Below are 15,460 nucleotides of genomic sequence, written 5' to 3' on the forward strand. Positions count from 1 at the left end.
CGGCCAGCCCCTTTGGCGGGCTTTCCGCGCTGTTGGGCAGGAGCAGGTGCCGACACGGCGTTGCAGGTTGAACTCCCCGGATCGGGATGCGCGTGGAACTGCGCAAGCCGAAGGACACCCCGCTGCGCGCGCCGGAACCGGTCAAGGCCGAACCCGCGCCGGCCCCGGCCGCCGCCAAGCCTGCCGACAAGAAGCCGGTCGGCAAGAAGGACGACCGCGACGATCGCGACAGCCGCGGCAAGAAGGGCGGTGGTCTGCGTACCCGCGGTGGCGATACCGGCGGTGGCTGGAAGTCCAAGAAGGGCGGCCGCAAGCAGAACGATAGCGACAACGCGCACGCCTTCCAGGCGCCGACCGAACCCATCGTCCACACCGTGGACGTGCCCGAGACCATCAGCGTCGCCGACCTGGCGCACAAGATGGCCGTGAAGGGCGTCGAGGTGGTCAAGGCGCTGATGAAGATGGGCATGATGGTGACCATCAACCAGGTGCTGGACCAGGAAACGGCGATGATCGTCGTCGAGGAAATGGGCCACACCCCGGTGGCGGCCAAGCTGGACGATCCCGAAACCTACCTGGGCGACGACGACAAGGGCGAGCACGAACTGCTGCCGCGCGCACCGGTCGTGACCGTGATGGGCCACGTCGACCACGGCAAGACCTCGCTGCTGGACTACATCCGTCGCGCCAAGGTGGCGGCGGGCGAAGCCGGCGGCATTACCCAGCACATCGGTGCGTACCACGTCGAAACCGACAAGGGCATCATCACCTTCCTGGATACCCCGGGCCACGAGGCGTTTACCGCCATGCGTGCCCGTGGTGCCAGCGCCACCGACATCGTGGTGCTGGTGGTGGCGGCCGACGACGGCGTGATGCCGCAGACCATCGAGGCGATCCACCATGCCAAGGCGGCGGGCGTGCCCATCGTCGTGGCGGTGAACAAGATCGACAAGCAGGGCGCCAACCCGGAGCGTATCCGCCAGGAACTGGTGGCGCAGGAAGTGGTTCCCGAGGACTGGGGCGGCGATACGCAGTTCGTCGAAGTGTCGGCCAAGCAGGGCCTGAACATCGATGCGCTGCTCGATGCGATCCTGTTGCAGGCGGAAGTGCTGGAACTGACCGCCGCGGTGGATGCGCCGGCCAAGGGCATCATCATCGAAGCCCGCCTGGACAAGGGCCGTGGCGCGGTTGCCACCATGCTGGTGCAATCGGGCACGCTGCGTAAGGGCGACGTGCTGCTGGCAGGCCAGGTCTATGGTCGCGTACGGGCCATGCTCGACGAAAACGGCAAGCAGATCACCGCAGCCGGCCCGTCGATCCCGGTGGAAATCCTGGGCCTGTCCGAAGTGCCGGGCGCCGGCGAAGATGCGATGGTGCTGGGCGACGAGAAGAAGGCCCGCGAAATCGCACTGTTCCGCCAGGGCAAGTTCCGCGATGTGAAGTTCGCCAAGCAACAGGCGGCCAAGTTGGAAAACATGTTCGCGCAGATGGCCGAAGGCGAGGTCCAGAACCTGCCCATCGTCATCAAGAGCGATGTACAGGGTTCGTTGGAAGCGTTGTCGAGCAGCCTGCAAAAGCTGTCCACCGACGAAGTACGCGTTCAGATCCTGCACTCGGGCGTGGGCGGTATCAGCGAGTCGGACATCAACCTGGCGCTGGCGTCCAAGGCTGTGGTGGTCGGCTTCAACGTGCGTGCCGATTCGGCTGCGCGCAAGCTGGCCGAGAGCGAAGGCGTGGACATCCGCTACTACAACATCATCTACGACGTGGTGGATGACGTGAAGGCGGCGCTGTCCGGCATGCTGGCTCCGGAGAAGCGCGAGCAGATCATCGGTCTGGTCGAAATCCGCCAGGTGTTCGTGATTTCGAAGGTGGGTTCGGTTGCCGGTTGTTACGTGCTCGATGGCGTGGTCAAGCGTGGTGCGGGCGTTCGCCTGCTGCGCAACAACGTCGTGGTGCATCAGGGCGAACTCGATACCCTCAAGCGCTTCAAGGATGACGTGAAGGAAGTGAAGTCCGGCTACGAGTGCGGTCTGCAACTGAAGAACTACAACGACATCCAGGAAGGCGACCAGCTCGAAGTCTTCGAGATCATCGAAGTGGCGCGTTCGCTGTAATCATCTAGCAGGAAAGCCGGAGGGGAAGGGCGAAGGGTCGAACACCCTTTCCTCTTCCCTTTCTGCCTTCTCGAGGTTTGAGACATGCCCAAGAATTTCACCCGTTCCGATCGTATCGCGCAGCAATTGCAGCGCGATCTGGCCGAGCTGATCCGCGCAGAGCTGGATCATCCCAAGGCGTCGCTGATCACCATCACCGACGTGGAAGTCACTCGCGATTATTCGCATGCCAAGGTGTTCTACACCTTCCTCGGCACGGCCGAAGAGGCCGAGGCCATCGCCGCCAAGCTGGAGGCCGCCAAGGGTTATCTGCGCAGCGAACTGGCGCGTGGCTTCAAGTTGTTCAAAATGCCCGAGCTGCATTTCCACTACGACCACTCGGTCGAGCAGGGCATGCATCTGGACAGCCTGATCGCCGAAGCCGGCCGCTTGCCCAAGGCGCCGGACGAAGAAGCCTGATCGCTCGCCAGGGCAGGCATGGGTATCCATTCCTGCTGCGTGGCGGGCGAAGGCCTGACCTCATCACCCCCTCTCTGACGTCCCATGGCAAAACGAAAAATCGACGGCGTGCTGTTGCTGGACAAGCCATTTGGCATCTCCAGCAATAACGCGCTGCAAAAGGCGCGCTGGTTGCTGAGCGCGGAGAAGGCCGGTCATACCGGCGTGCTCGATCCCTTCGCCACCGGCCTGTTGCCGCTGTGCTTCGGCGAGGCAACCAAGTTTGCCCAGCGCATGCTGGATGCCGACAAGGGCTACCGTGCCATGGTGCGGCTGGGCCAGGTGTCGAGCACGCTGGATGGTGAGGGCGTAATCACCGACAGCGGCATGGCGCCGGCCGATCTGGCGCCCGTCGAAGCCGTGCTGGCGCGTTTCCGTGGCGAGATCGAACAGGTGCCGCCGATGCATTCCGCGCTCAAGTTCGAAGGCAAGGCCCTGTATGAATATGCGCGCCAGGGCGTGGAAATCGAACGCGCGGTGCGGCGGGTGACCATCTACGCGCTGGACGTGCTGGGCTATGACGCAGCCAGCGGTGTGCTCACCCTGGATGTTCGCTGTTCCAAGGGAACCTATATCCGCACCCTGGCCGACGACATCGGTCGGGAACTGGGTTGCGGGGCCTATCTGACCGGGCTGGTGCGGACCCGTACCGCCGGGTTCTCGCTGGATGACGCCATCGGGCTGGATGCGTTCGGCCAGCTCGACCTGCCGCAGCGCGAAGCGCTGTTGCTGCCGGCGGAAACGCTGGTGCTGGATCTGCCCGAACTGCGGTGCGACGATGCCGATACGCATCGCATGCTGCACGGCATGACGGCGCGCCGACCGGATGTCGCGCCAGGCACCTTCCGTCTTTACGGCTCGGAGCAAAGCACGGATAATGCGCGGTTCCTCGGTTTGGGCGAGGTGGGCGCCGATGGCGTGCTACGGTCCAAACGACTGCTCTCCACCGCGTGAGCATGGGGAAGCAAGGATGGGTTGCCGGTTGAACCGCTGCTCGCCTTGGCTTGTCGGGACTCGATCCCTCAATTATATGGAGCAATAGACAATGGCTGTTACCGTCGACAAGAAGGCCGACATCGTCAAGACCTACCAGCGCGCCGAAGGCGACACTGGTTCGCCCGAAGTGCAGGTGGCCCTGCTGACCGCCCGCATCAACGATCTGACCCCCCACTTCAAGGCCAACGCCAAGGATCACCACTCCCGCCGTGGTCTGCTGAAGATGGTGTCGCGTCGTCGTCGCCTGCTGGACTACCTCAAGCGCACCAACGCCGACAGCTACCGCGACCTGATCGCCAAGCTGGGTCTGCGCAAGTAATCCCGGCAAAAAAGTCGCAGTCATCAGACTGCGACTTTTTTGTTTTGTGTTCCTCATTCGTCAAATAGCGGTTCCGGCGGCGAGTGGGGCGAAGTGGTTGTGTCGGAACCGGCAATCGTCGTGCCGTTGGAACAGCAGCGCAACGCTGTGGACCCTCGGCGCATCGGCCCGATTGCAGCGGACTGCCGTTACGTCCAGGGCCGAGGATGCACCGCTGAAGAAAAGGAAAATCCGTGTTCAATAAAATCGTGAAATCGTTCCAGTACGGCCGTCATACCGTCAAGCTGGAAACCGGCGAGGTCGCTCGCCAGGCATCCGGCGCCGTGGTCGTCTCCATGGACGACACCGTGGTGCTGGTAACCGTCGTGGCCGCCAAGGGCGTGAAGCCGGGCCAGGACTTCTTCCCCCTGACCGTCGATTACCAGGAGCGTACCTACGCTGCGGGCAAGATCCCCGGTGGCTTCTTCAAACGCGAAGGCCGCCCCTCCGAAAAAGAAATTCTCACCAGCCGCCTGATCGATCGTCCGATCCGCCCGCTGTTCCCCGAAGGCTTCTTCCACGAAGTGCAGATCGTCGCCACCGTGCTGTCGGTCGATCCGCAGATCGATTCCGACATCCCCGCCATGATCGGCGCTTCGGCCGCGCTGGCGATTTCCGGCGTGCCGTTCCAGGGCCCGATCGGCGCCGCGCGCGTCGGTTACCTGAATGGCCAGTACGTACTGAACCCGAGCAAGGACGAACTCGCGGCCAGCCAACTCGACCTGGTGGTGGCAGGTACTGAACAAGCCGTGCTGATGGTGGAATCGGAAGCGAAGGAACTGTCGGAAGAAGTGATGCTGGGCGCCGTGGTGTTCGGTCACGACCAGATGCAGGCCGCGATCAATGTCATCAACGAACTGGCCGACGAGGTGAACCCGGAGCTGTTCGACTGGGCCGAACCCACCCGTGACGAAGCGCTGGAAGCGCAGATCGCCACCGTGGCCGGTGACGACATCGCCCAGGCGTTCCGTATTCCGCAGAAGCAGGCGCGTACCGTCAAGCTGAACGAAGCCTGGGACAAGGTGAAGACCGCCCTGGTGACGGAAGCCACCGATACCCTGCAAGCCAACAAGATCCGTGGCATCTTCCATGACATGGAAGCCAAGATCGTCCGCAACCAGATCCTGGATGGCTATCCGCGTATCGATGGCCGCGACACCCGCACCGTGCGTCCGATCACGATCAGCACCAGCGTGCTGCCGCGCACCCACGGCTCGGCCCTGTTCACCCGTGGCGAAACCCAGGCGCTGGTCGTCGCCACGCTGGGTACCAAGCTGGACGAACAACGCATCGACGCACTGGCCGGCGAATACACCGACCGCTTCATGCTGCACTACAATTTCCCGCCGTACTCCACCGGTGAAACCGGCCGCGTCGGCAGCCCGAAGCGCCGTGAAATCGGCCACGGTCGCCTGGCCAAGCGCGCGCTGATCGCCGTGCTGCCGACGAGCGAGGAGTTTGGCTATTCGATGCGCGTGGTGTCCGAAATCACCGAATCGAACGGCTCCTCGTCGATGGCTTCGGTTTGCGGCGGCTGCCTGTCGCTGATGGATGCCGGCGTGCCGCTGAAGAAGCACGTGGCCGGTATCGCCATGGGCCTGATCAAGGAAGGCAACCGGTTTGCCGTGCTGACCGACATCCTGGGCGACGAGGATCACCTCGGCGACATGGACTTCAAGGTGGCGGGTACCGATTCGGGCGTGACCGCTTTGCAGATGGACATCAAGATCAACGGCATCACCAAGGAAATCATGAAGGTGGCGCTGGATCAGGCCAAGGCCGGCCGCCTGCATATCCTGGACATCATGAAGGGTGCCGTCGGTGGTGCGCGCGAAGAAGTCAGCGCCCATGCGCCGCGTCTGTACACCATGAAGATCAACCCGGAGAAGATCCGCGACGTGATCGGCAAGGGCGGTTCGGTGATCCGCGCGTTGACCGAGGAAACCGGTACGCAGATCGATATCCAGGAAGACGGCACCATCACCATCGCGTCGATCTCGGCCGAGGGTGCGGACGAAGCCAAGCGCCGTATCGGCGAAATCACCGCGGAAGTCGAGATCGGCAAGATCTACGAAGGCCCGGTGGTGAAGATCCTCGACAACAACGTTGGTGCCATCGTCTCGATCATGCCGGGCCGCGATGGTCTGGTGCACATCAGCCAGATCGCCAACGAGCGCATCAAGAACGTGAGCGACTACCTGAAGGAAGGGCAGGTCGTGCGCGTGAAGGCGCTGGAGCAGGACGAGAAAGGCCGTGTACGCCTGAGCATCAAGGCAGTACTCAATGACGAAGCCGCTGCCGCGGCACCTGCCGCACCGGTGGCCCCGGCAGCGGAATAAGCTGCCCGGCCTCAGTCGAAACGCCACGCTGACCGCGTGGCGTTTTTTTTGACCTTTGCAAAGATTTTAACAACTAAACAATTGACATTGATAGTTTAAAACTATAATTTGGTGCGTGACCCCAACGGTCGCATAGAGGAAGGTAAGGCGGATTCACGCTATTTACCATACCCGAGGCCCTCGCTCGGTCTTTTGATAGAGATAAACAATCCAAGAAAACAAATTGATTGATGGGTGAACTATCGCGATCCCACCAATCAGGAGGAGTCCATATGAAGCGCATGAAGGTGTCCGGGCTGGTCTGCCTGGTTTTGTCGGGTGGCGCTGCTGCAACGTGCCCCGCTTGGCAGGAAGGTGAGCACTACAGCGTCGGTAGCGCGGTGAGTTATCAGGACCAGGCCTATACCGCCGTGGTCGCCCATACCGCACACGCGGGAGCCGGTTGGAATCCTGCGGCGGCGGCCACGCTGTGGCGGCAAGGTGGCGACTGCGCCGTGCCGACCCCGGCGCCGACCCCGACGGTCACTGCGGTGCCGACCCCGGCTGTCCCGACGCCGGCGACATCGGAATGCGGCGAAGCCTGGCAGCAGGCCACCGTCTATGTGGGCGGTCAGCGCGCGGTGCGCAACGGATCGATCTACCAGGCCAAATGGTGGGCCCAGGGCGATGACCCCTTGCAGTCGGGAAGCTGGGGCGTCTGGGCCAGAGTCGGAACTTGCGAGCAACCGACGCCGACCCCCGTTCCCACGCCGACACCGACACCCACTCCCGCAGGGGTGCTGGCCCAGATCGCTTCCGGTGGCCGACTACAGGTGGAATCGGCGGATCGTGTGGCCTACAGCTGGCCGGGTGTGTACTTCGAAGGGCGTTTCAGTGGCACCGGTGTTGGCGTGCGTCTGGATGACGGCTACAACCACTACAACGTGGAGATCGACGGCCAACCGTTTGCCAAGTTGGCACGCCCCGGCAATACCACCTATTGGGTAAAGGGCCTGGGCGCCGGCACGCATACCATTCGCGTATCGAAGCGTACCGAATCCCCGGGGGTGGTCGGTCGCTTCGGCGGGCTGGTCGCCGCCGAAGGCGGACAGGTTCTCGCGCCGCCACCGGCACCCACCCGCCAGATCGAATTCATCGGCGATTCGTACACGTCGGGCCTCGGGGCGGAATCGGGAACGCGGGATTGCAGTGATGTGCTGCTGGTGAATGCGTCCAACAGCGATGCCAGCTTCGGTGCGCTGACTGCCCGGCACTACGGGGCGGCCTATCAGCTCAACGGGTATTCCGGCGTGGGGTTGGTGCGCAATTACAACGGAGCGGATCGCGGCACCGATTACCGCACCTATTACGATCGCGCGTTGCTGAACTCCGCCGGCAATCAATGGGTACAGGGTGACTGGAAGCCACAGGTGATCGTGGTCGGGTTGGGGATCAATGATTTCTCGACACCGGTGAATCCTGGCGAGCCCTACACCGCCGAGACCCTCAAGGCCACCTACAAAGCCGCATACCTGGAGTTCCTGGCCAAATTGCGACGTCAATATGGCAGCGATGCCTATCTGGTGGTGAGTGCGACCGCGTTGTGGCAGACCACTGCGTTGGTCGATACCGCACAGGCCGTCGTGAATGAGGCCCAGGCGCAAGGCGATGCCCGCGTGGTGTACTTCTACTATGACGGGCTGGACAGCATGGCCTGCGGCTGGCATCCCTCCGTCAACGACCACCGCGCGATCTCCGCCAAGCTGATCACCCTGATCGACGGCCTTCAGGTCTGGCCCTGACCGGATCGGCGCCCGACGTAAAAGCCGCCCCGGTCGGGGCGGTTTTTTTTGTCCTGGTTTGGGAGGACTCTCAACGGTCGTTTCTGCCGGATGATCGTAGCGTCACATCCTCCGCGATGCATCGGGCTCCCGGTTATAGTCGGGGATACCTTATGGAGCGCATCGTGAAACATGCATTGAATCAGAATGACCCAGGTTGGTATCTCAGCCCCGAAAAGCAGCTTCTCCAGCTGGACACCGCCCTGCATCGCGCCAGGGAAGACGGCGCCTCGATCGACATGGCTGCCTGTCTGGTCGAGCGCGGCCGCTGCCTGGAGTCCCTGTGGCAGCCGCAGGATGCACTGGAGGCCTATCAGCAGGCCGAGCAGGTCATTGCGCCGCGCGATGAAGAAGACGCCATCGCCGTTCGGTGCCGCGCCAGGCTGGGCAGTGCGGCAATTCACTATGCCCATGCCGATTACGCACAAGCCTTGCAGGACTGGCAGTGGGCGCTGCGGATGGCGCGGCTTGCTGGGCACGACCTGGCAACCGGCGAGGCATTGCTGGGGCTGGGTCGGATCTGCCTCGCGCTGGGCCGAGCAGACGCCGCGCTGTCATACAACGAACAGGCACTGCGGATGCCCAATCTGGATACGCGGGTACAGGCAATGATCCTGTTGAACGTGGTGTCCAATCTGCATGCCCTGGGGCGTTTCAACGAAATGGCGCAGCGCCTGCGGCTGGTGGAACAACTGATTGCCAGCACCCCCGGGCTGCCGTTCCTGGCGGAGTGGCATGCCTACTGCGGCATGGCGTGTTGCGGATTGGGTGATCTTTCGACGGCCCGACCCCATCTGCGGCGCGCCGTAGCGTTGGCCGACGGAGCCAACAATCACTGGATCAGGGCGTTCGCGTCGTTGCAGTTGGGCAAGCTCCAGGTTCGCACCCGCGATTTTGTCGGTGCGCGAAAATCGCTGGGGCAGGCGCAGGAAATCGGCGAAAGCCTGGGGTTGGCGCACACCCTGATGGATATCCATCATGCCCAGTCGCAGCTTTGCGAAACCATGGGCAACGTGGCGGAGGCATTCGAGCACCACAAGCTTTACCACTATTACCACGAGTGGGCACACGACGGACTGCGGCGCGATCTGGTACGGGATCTGCTGCCGCGCGCTATTGCGGCATAGCAGGGTGCTCGGTGCCACCTGGGTAGAAGGGCGGACAAAAGAACAAAAAAACGGGAGCCGAAGCTCCCGTTTATCGGTGAACGCGCTGTCGATCAGGCAGCAGCAGCGTTGGCACCCTTCTTGGCCGCAGCCTTCACCGCATCGGTGGTGGCAGTGGTGGCAGCCTTGACCGAAGCATCGGCGAAGTCGGCCACTTGCTTGGCAGCCTTGGTCAGGCTGTCGACGGCCGCGGCGGTGGCCTGGACGGTGGATTTGACGGCGGCAACGGCCACGTCGGTACCTGCCGGAGCGGACTTCACGAAGCGATCCAGGCCGGAAACCACATCCTTGTTGAAATTGGTGGTACGTTCTTCCACCAGCTTGGCCAGTTCGGCCTGGGCTTGGGAAGTGATGTCGTATAGGCTCTTGGTATAGGCGGAGAACTGCTCGACGCTGGTTTCGGCCAGGTGCTGGCGCACGCTGAGGGCCTCTTGTGCATCCTTGACCGAAGCCAGGATCTTGGCGTTCTTGGCGTTTTCTTCCAGAGCGTTCTTGGCTGCATCCAGGTTCAGCTTGGTTACGCGTTCCAGCGAATCGATGGTGACGCGGGCAAAACGCAGGGCGGTTTCCACTTGATCAGTGGCAAAATCGGCGAACTGCTGCTGGGCTTGTTGCTGTTGACTCATGACTGACTTCCTTTATGACTGGGTCCGAGGAATGTGCGGAACACGATAATGTCAATCGCATGTTGCTCTGCACAATAGCCACTTCATTTTCAGCATGACCACCGCGCTTGTCAAACGGAAATTGTGCAACGCAGCATGAGCGGTTGCAAAAGCCGACGGGCGCGCGCTATCTTCCCGTACTTGGGAAGAACGCGACTACAAATAAGGGAGTACGCATGAGCGTCGAAAAACGGGTCATCAAGAAGTACCCAAACCGCCGGCTATACGATACCGCCACCAGCTGTTACATCACGCTGGCCGACGTGAAACAGCTTGTACTCGATGTCACCGACATACAGGTTCTGGATGCCAAGAGCGGCGACGACATCACCCGCAGCGTGCTGTTGCAGATCATCATGGAGGAAGAGGCAGGCGGCATGCCGATGTTCTCCTATGACGTGCTTACCCAGATCATCCGCTTCTATGGTCACGCGATGCAGGGCCTGATGGGCAACTACCTGGAAAAGAATCTCCAGTTGTTCTCCGAGATGCAGGGGCGGTTGCAGGACCAGGCCAAGTCGGTCATGACCGGTGACAACCCGATGCTCTCCAACGCCAATCTCTGGGGCGACTTCATGAAGTTCCAGGGGCCTGCGCTGCAAAACATGATGGGCAACTACCTGGAAAGCAGCACCAACCTGTTCGTCGACATGCAGCAGCAGTTGCAGGATCGCGCCAAACACCTTTTCACCGGCTTCGGCATGCCGGGCTATGGCAAGGGGGAAGGGGCGCCCGACGAACTGCAACCTTCCGATCCGCCCACCACGGCCGCGCCGGAAGCGGCCCCTGCGCCTGCCACCCGCCGCCGCGCACCGAAAAAGCCCACCTGATTCACCTCCAGCCAAGGCTGTGTTGCGGCCTGGGTTACGCAAAAAACGCCGGCTGACCGGCGTTTTTTGTTTCATGCCCGACTGGCGTGGCCTGCCGCGCTCCGCTTCGGAAGGCCGCGTGCCGTAGTGGACCATTCTCACTGCCAGCCGGTTTCGCGGATCAAGGCCCCTTGTTGCGATGCCGGCAGGGCGAGTTCACCAGAACGCCGCCACGGCGGAACCGGGATTGACCATCTCAGCCGCGCCGGGCCGCTTCGATGGTCGCGATATCGATCTTGCCCATCTCCATCATGGCGTCGAACGCCCGTTTGGCGGCGGCCGGATCAGGGTCCGTGATCGCGGCGGTCAAGGCGCGTGGCGTGATCTGCCACGATAACCCCCACTTGTCCTTGCACCAGCCGCAGGCGCTTTCCTGGCCGCCATTGCCGACGATTGCGTTCCACAGGCGGTCCGTTTCGGCCTGATCGTCGGTCGCGACCTGGAACGAGAAAGCCTCATCATGTTTGAACTCCGGCCCGCCGTTCAGGCCAAGGCAGGGAATCCCCATGACCGTGAATTCGACCGTCAGCACATCGCCCTGCCTGCCGGCGGGATAATCGCCCGGCGCGCGAAGGATCGCGCCCACCGCGCTGTCCGGAAAGGTTTCGGCGTAGAACGTCGCGGCCTCCAGTGCCGTGCCGTCATACCAGAGGCAAATCGTATTCTTGCTGGCCATCGTGATTCTCCGTGATTGAAGTACGGCAGGTCATCCTGCTTGCCGCCATGAGTATGGTGCGGGTTGGGGCATGCAAGCGGATGTTGAGTGACCAGCGGAGCGATGACAGGTGCCAGCAGGGCGCGTGAGCGATTGAGCGGCGGGTTGTACGCATGTACCAGCCAGCGCCGGCACATGCGTCATCCGAAGATGAAAGGAGGAATGAACCGTCGCTTCAGGGGCAGGAGACGTGATCGCTCTTGCTGCCCACGTAAACGCTGTCCACCTTGCATTTGTTGGTCGACTTGGCACCGTTCACCGTGAAATGCGAGTCGTTGGCCTGGTGACATCCCTTGGTCACTTCCAGCACGCAGGCGGCAGGCCCGTCGATGATCGCTTTGAGCGATTCGCTATGGCCACGCAGGTAGGTCGTGGCTTCCTCCTTGCTGTATTGCTGGACATCACTGTTCTCCGCGCTGTTCCAGCCTTCCTTGAAGACGATGGTGGCGTGGGCGAGGCCGGCGCTGCAGGCGAAGATCGCAATCAATGCATGTCTGATCATGTTGGCTCCAGGTGAAAGGTCCGAGCAATATGCCGTCGGAATATTCGTTCTAGCGAGTCCATCCACCCCTGGCAACCCCGCAGTGATTGGATGGCAGACGCTGCGACCATTGCAGCTCAACCCTCACCCAAAGCGACATGAAGATCGACTGCTGGAATGGAGATTTCTGCTGGCGATCATGTAAGCCAAAGTGATGAGGCGATGCCTGTTCAAGCCTGGGGTCCGACCGGGCTGGCGCTCCTGCCGACCCTCATCGGGCGTATTGCGAGGCCATTGACATGGATACCGGGCTGGATCGCATCGAGTACGGCCTCAATACAAGCTTGCTGCTGCATTGATTCGGCTAAATAAGGTCGGAGAGGCGGACACCTTGCAGTCCCAAGAGGAATGCCAGAAAAATCAGGATTACCCCCAGTAGCAGCGCCGGCAACACATTGGCCAGGAGGGTAATGGCAATGCCTTTTCTGATGGGCGTGTTGGCTACGGTTCGGAAAAACATTGCCCCGAGCCCCAAATGCCCCAGCAGCAAGACAAGCAACGAGATGGGGGCGGTTTTTGCCAAAGGTAGCGCGAACAAACTGAAGGTCCACGATGAAACAAATGCATAGGCAATGACATGTTTCCATAACACCAATACCTTGAATTGCTCCGCAGCGGTTTTGACGAGCGCTGCATAGATCAACGAGAAGACCGCAGCGCAAAGTATCAGGAAGATGAAAAGAATGGGAGTCATGGGGTTTAGCGAATCTTGAGCGATGCAGGGTCAAGGGGGGGCGCCAGATAGCGGCGGGATCGGTGATCCGGTGAGAAGCAACGCGGTCATGAATTTATGGCAAGTGGGTAAAAGCTGGAGAGTGTAGCCGCTCCGTGCCTGTTACGTGACGACGGTTGCGCCGTATTGCTGGATGACAGCTCCGTCTGTACCAAGCAATGTGAACAGCATCCACCTTGGGCACATAAGCGTCATGCCCTTGCGGTCGATGATGGGGGCCACCCTTGGCTCCAGTCGTTGGGTGGCGCGGCACCCAATTCCCGCATTCGAAAACCGAACCATGTGCGGCCGATTTTCTAGCCACAGAATCCATCCGCCCGCATCCGCACATTTGCTACCGCCCAATCCAGTGCTGGGGCCGACCTGCTCACTGGTTTTGATACGTGCCATCTCTCCCTTGCGCGCACTGCGCCTCGCTGGCTGCGTCGATCTCGCTCGCAGGTCGCGCGCTCTTCATCTTCCAGATCGGGAGACGTGCTCAGGATTTTCGCTCGCCGCCGATACGCAAAAATTGGGGCTGCCAATGATGCAGAAGCTTGGCACCAACCCACTGCCTGATTGAGCGGCGGGAGAGGCTAAACGTGAGGCTCGATCGTCGCATGGAGGGGCGAGTGTGCGCGGGATGGGTGGTAAATGGACTGCTGCTTCATCGACCGCTTGCTAAATGTAAGCGGCTTAGCGTTCGTATTGATTCAAGGTGGTAGTATTCTTCGTACTATTCTGAACTATTTTGGATCTGGGAAAGAGGATTCTAAAGAAAGTGAGAAAAAGAAAAATGATTCTAGTTCTTCCCCTGGTGGCGATAATAAAGGTGGGGGTGAAAACAAAAGCACTCAAGAAAGGAGCAAGTGATGTTCAAAAAAATAGTGATGGTTGCTGCTGTTTCACTAATTGGGTGGGTATTCTCGTTGGCGCTTTTTTTTAATGGGGCGAGTGTTTTAAATGGTGCTGGGAATTTTATAGCAGTAATTTTTATGTTGGGGTTTCAAGGGCAATTACCCTGGTCAAGCATTATCTAATACCGTGGCTGATCGCTTGGTGGGGAAAACTCAGAGGCTTAGCGGTATTCCAAGTGGCGCTACGGAAGAGTTGAATAAAGCGGCGAAGGAAGTTCCAGCGGGGGTTCTTATAACGTGGGGACGACAGTAGGGCAAGTCACCAAAACCATTACAAATACTGACAATAGGTCTTCAGGGGCGAAGAAATGAAGTGGGAAGAAGAGGTATACAACCAATTTGTTATTGGTCTGAGTATTTGTTTTTGTTTAGTTGTCTCGGTTTCTTTATTTAAATTTGCAACTGATTACGTGGTAATTTCTGAGGAAAATTTAAGTAGAGGCGTTTTTTCTGAATATTTGAAGTTGTTTGGTTGCCTTGTTTTTGGAGGGTTGGGCTTTTTTTCGCATTATTTCTGGAGGTGGATAATCGCGAAAATATTGATAGTTATTGGAGTTAATCCATATACATAAGAGGCTCGTTGGGGGCTTTCAGTTGTTTTAGATGCTGTGGCCGGAATGAAAAATCTAAATAACAGCGGTTCCTTGCCGGCCGCCCTGCGCTCGCCTTTCGATTGATGCGCAGCATGCGGGGCTTCGGTCCGTAGGTACCAGCACCAGATCAATGTGTTTGCCGTCGTCTTCGTCGGACAGCATGTCGCGGTAATACATCACGATCCCGTCGAATGTGTCGGCCACCAGTTGTAGCGTGGTATCGTAATCGAGGTTTTCGACGCCTTCGAGTGCCGCCCACGACGATGCAAGGCCCGGGTTCGTAGTCTGATTGGCGCTGGTCAGTTGGAACTCCAGGCGTTGTAATTCGCCACGCTGGTGCTGAGGGCGGCTTCCAGATCCCGCGTCTTAGCGCTGCAATTTGCAGTCGTAGTGGCGCCTCTGTATTGCGGTCGCTGAGTCCTTTTGGATGAATGGACGTTATAAAAACAAGGGTTTCGGGGGGAGCTTGGACTTCAGATGATATCTCTATTAAATCGAAGCTGAAAAATATGGACTTTCAAACTGAAATTTTGGCACTTTTCATTAAGGTTACAATGGCTGTTGCTTTTATTGTGGCTACTATATATACGGTCTGTTGTCTGTACTTTGTTTGCAAATATAAGCAGTTTCGTAGTGCATCGCCATGGACACAAATCCTCTGGGTGTTAAGGAAGACAAAGTTCACGGGAGATGCAGGGGAGGAAATAGAGGCGCCCCTTTGGTTGAAAAAGATGTTGATAACGGGGTGGATTTTGTTTTTTTGTATGGGTTAGTATCGTTGGGGGATTGATCGCTGCTGTTGGATGATTGTTTGCTGATGGCAATGGAGTATGACGCCCCCCTCCCTTAAGTGTGGTGGGCAGAAAGGTGTTTCAACCAGTGCAACTGGGAGCTTGAACTAAATGATTGCTAAGATATTTCCTGTCGTGTTCATTGTTGCCTTTATTCTTGCTTTTTTTTATACAGCGTGTGTTTTGTATTTTCGCTTTAAAATAAGATCATTAAGGAACTGTACGCAGTGGCATATTTCGCTGTGGGCTGTGGGGAAGAGGGCGGCACTTGGTGATGCGGGGGAGGAGATTTACTCTCCATTATGGCTGAGGTGGTTGCTTGGTTGTGGTTTTGTTCTTTTTATTTCATTGTTTTTAATGTTT

The 15,460-nt window shown here is 59.4% G+C and carries 13 protein-coding genes and 1 pseudogene; 10 read left to right on the forward strand and 4 right to left on the reverse strand.

Going from position 1 to position 15,460, the window contains the following annotated elements:
- Nucleotides 1-329 precede the first annotated feature (329 nt).
- From infB to FAZ21_RS10455, 7 genes and pseudogenes are all read left to right on the forward strand, one after another.
- A pseudogene (gene infB, locus FAZ21_RS10425) lies at nucleotides 330-2,117 on the forward strand (translation initiation factor IF-2); the annotation flags it as partial.
- An 84-nt stretch (nucleotides 2,118-2,201) separates the two neighbouring features.
- Nucleotides 2,202-2,576, forward strand: coding sequence for a 30S ribosome-binding factor RbfA (gene rbfA, locus FAZ21_RS10430; protein ID WP_136773390.1), 375 nt, complete (start codon nucleotides 2,202-2,204; stop codon nucleotides 2,574-2,576).
- Nucleotides 2,577-2,660: 84 nt separating this feature from the next.
- Nucleotides 2,661-3,569: a tRNA pseudouridine(55) synthase TruB gene (truB, locus tag FAZ21_RS10435; protein ID WP_136773391.1), complete on the forward strand. Its 909-nt coding sequence runs from the start codon at nucleotides 2,661-2,663 to the stop codon at nucleotides 3,567-3,569.
- A 91-nt stretch (nucleotides 3,570-3,660) separates the two neighbouring features.
- Nucleotides 3,661-3,930 (forward strand): 30S ribosomal protein S15, encoded by a 270-nt coding sequence (gene rpsO, locus FAZ21_RS10440; protein WP_136773392.1) that lies wholly within the window; start codon nucleotides 3,661-3,663, stop codon nucleotides 3,928-3,930.
- A gap of 233 nt (nucleotides 3,931-4,163) precedes the next feature.
- Nucleotides 4,164-6,308, forward strand: a complete 2,145-nt coding sequence (gene pnp / locus FAZ21_RS10445) for a polyribonucleotide nucleotidyltransferase (protein WP_136773393.1) — start codon at nucleotides 4,164-4,166, stop codon at nucleotides 6,306-6,308.
- A gap of 272 nt (nucleotides 6,309-6,580) precedes the next feature.
- Nucleotides 6,581-8,089, forward strand: coding sequence for a carbohydrate-binding protein (locus FAZ21_RS20285; RefSeq protein WP_169307349.1), 1,509 nt, complete (start codon nucleotides 6,581-6,583; stop codon nucleotides 8,087-8,089).
- A 164-nt stretch (nucleotides 8,090-8,253) separates the two neighbouring features.
- The gene (locus FAZ21_RS10455) at nucleotides 8,254-9,255 is read left to right on the forward strand and encodes a tetratricopeptide repeat protein (RefSeq protein WP_169307350.1); all 1,002 of its coding nucleotides are present in this window, start codon (nucleotides 8,254-8,256) and stop codon (nucleotides 9,253-9,255) included.
- A 92-nt stretch (nucleotides 9,256-9,347) separates the two neighbouring features.
- Here the strand turns inward: FAZ21_RS10455 and FAZ21_RS10460 are convergent, their stop codons facing one another.
- Nucleotides 9,348-9,920, reverse strand: a complete 573-nt coding sequence (locus FAZ21_RS10460) for a phasin family protein (protein ID WP_136773395.1) — start codon at nucleotides 9,918-9,920, stop codon at nucleotides 9,348-9,350.
- A 215-nt stretch (nucleotides 9,921-10,135) separates the two neighbouring features.
- On the opposite strand from FAZ21_RS10460, the gene phaR reads away from it, so the two are divergent.
- Nucleotides 10,136-10,789: a polyhydroxyalkanoate synthesis repressor PhaR gene (gene phaR, locus FAZ21_RS10465; RefSeq protein WP_136773396.1), complete on the forward strand. Its 654-nt coding sequence runs from the start codon at nucleotides 10,136-10,138 to the stop codon at nucleotides 10,787-10,789.
- A gap of 235 nt (nucleotides 10,790-11,024) precedes the next feature.
- On the opposite strand, the gene FAZ21_RS10470 is transcribed toward phaR, so the two are convergent.
- From FAZ21_RS10470 to FAZ21_RS10480, 3 genes are all read right to left on the reverse strand, one after another.
- On the reverse strand, nucleotides 11,025-11,504 hold the full coding sequence (locus tag FAZ21_RS10470) for a VOC family protein (protein WP_136773397.1): 480 nt from the start codon (nucleotides 11,502-11,504) through the stop codon (nucleotides 11,025-11,027).
- Between the two features lie 214 nt (nucleotides 11,505-11,718).
- Nucleotides 11,719-12,045 carry a hypothetical protein gene (locus tag FAZ21_RS10475; RefSeq protein WP_136773398.1) on the reverse strand — a complete coding sequence of 109 codons (327 nt, stop codon included), beginning with the start codon at nucleotides 12,043-12,045 and terminating at the stop codon, nucleotides 11,719-11,721.
- Nucleotides 12,046-12,388: 343 nt separating this feature from the next.
- The gene (locus FAZ21_RS10480) at nucleotides 12,389-12,778 is read right to left on the reverse strand and encodes a hypothetical protein (RefSeq protein WP_136773399.1); all 390 of its coding nucleotides are present in this window, start codon (nucleotides 12,776-12,778) and stop codon (nucleotides 12,389-12,391) included.
- A 672-nt stretch (nucleotides 12,779-13,450) separates the two neighbouring features.
- Between FAZ21_RS10480 and FAZ21_RS10485 the strand changes: the two genes are divergently transcribed.
- Nucleotides 13,451-13,669 (forward strand): hypothetical protein, encoded by a 219-nt coding sequence (locus FAZ21_RS10485; protein WP_136773400.1) that lies wholly within the window; start codon nucleotides 13,451-13,453, stop codon nucleotides 13,667-13,669.
- The gene (locus FAZ21_RS20290) at nucleotides 13,669-13,836 is read left to right on the forward strand and encodes a hypothetical protein (protein WP_169307351.1); all 168 of its coding nucleotides are present in this window, start codon (nucleotides 13,669-13,671) and stop codon (nucleotides 13,834-13,836) included. Before FAZ21_RS10485 ends, FAZ21_RS20290 begins: the two co-directional genes overlap by 1 nt.
- Nucleotides 13,837-15,460 lie beyond the last annotated feature (1,624 nt).

Origin of the sequence: Chitiniphilus eburneus, from assembly GCF_005048205.1 — a bacterium.
GTDB classification, from domain to species: Bacteria; Pseudomonadota; Gammaproteobacteria; order Burkholderiales; family Chitinibacteraceae; genus Chitiniphilus; species Chitiniphilus eburneus.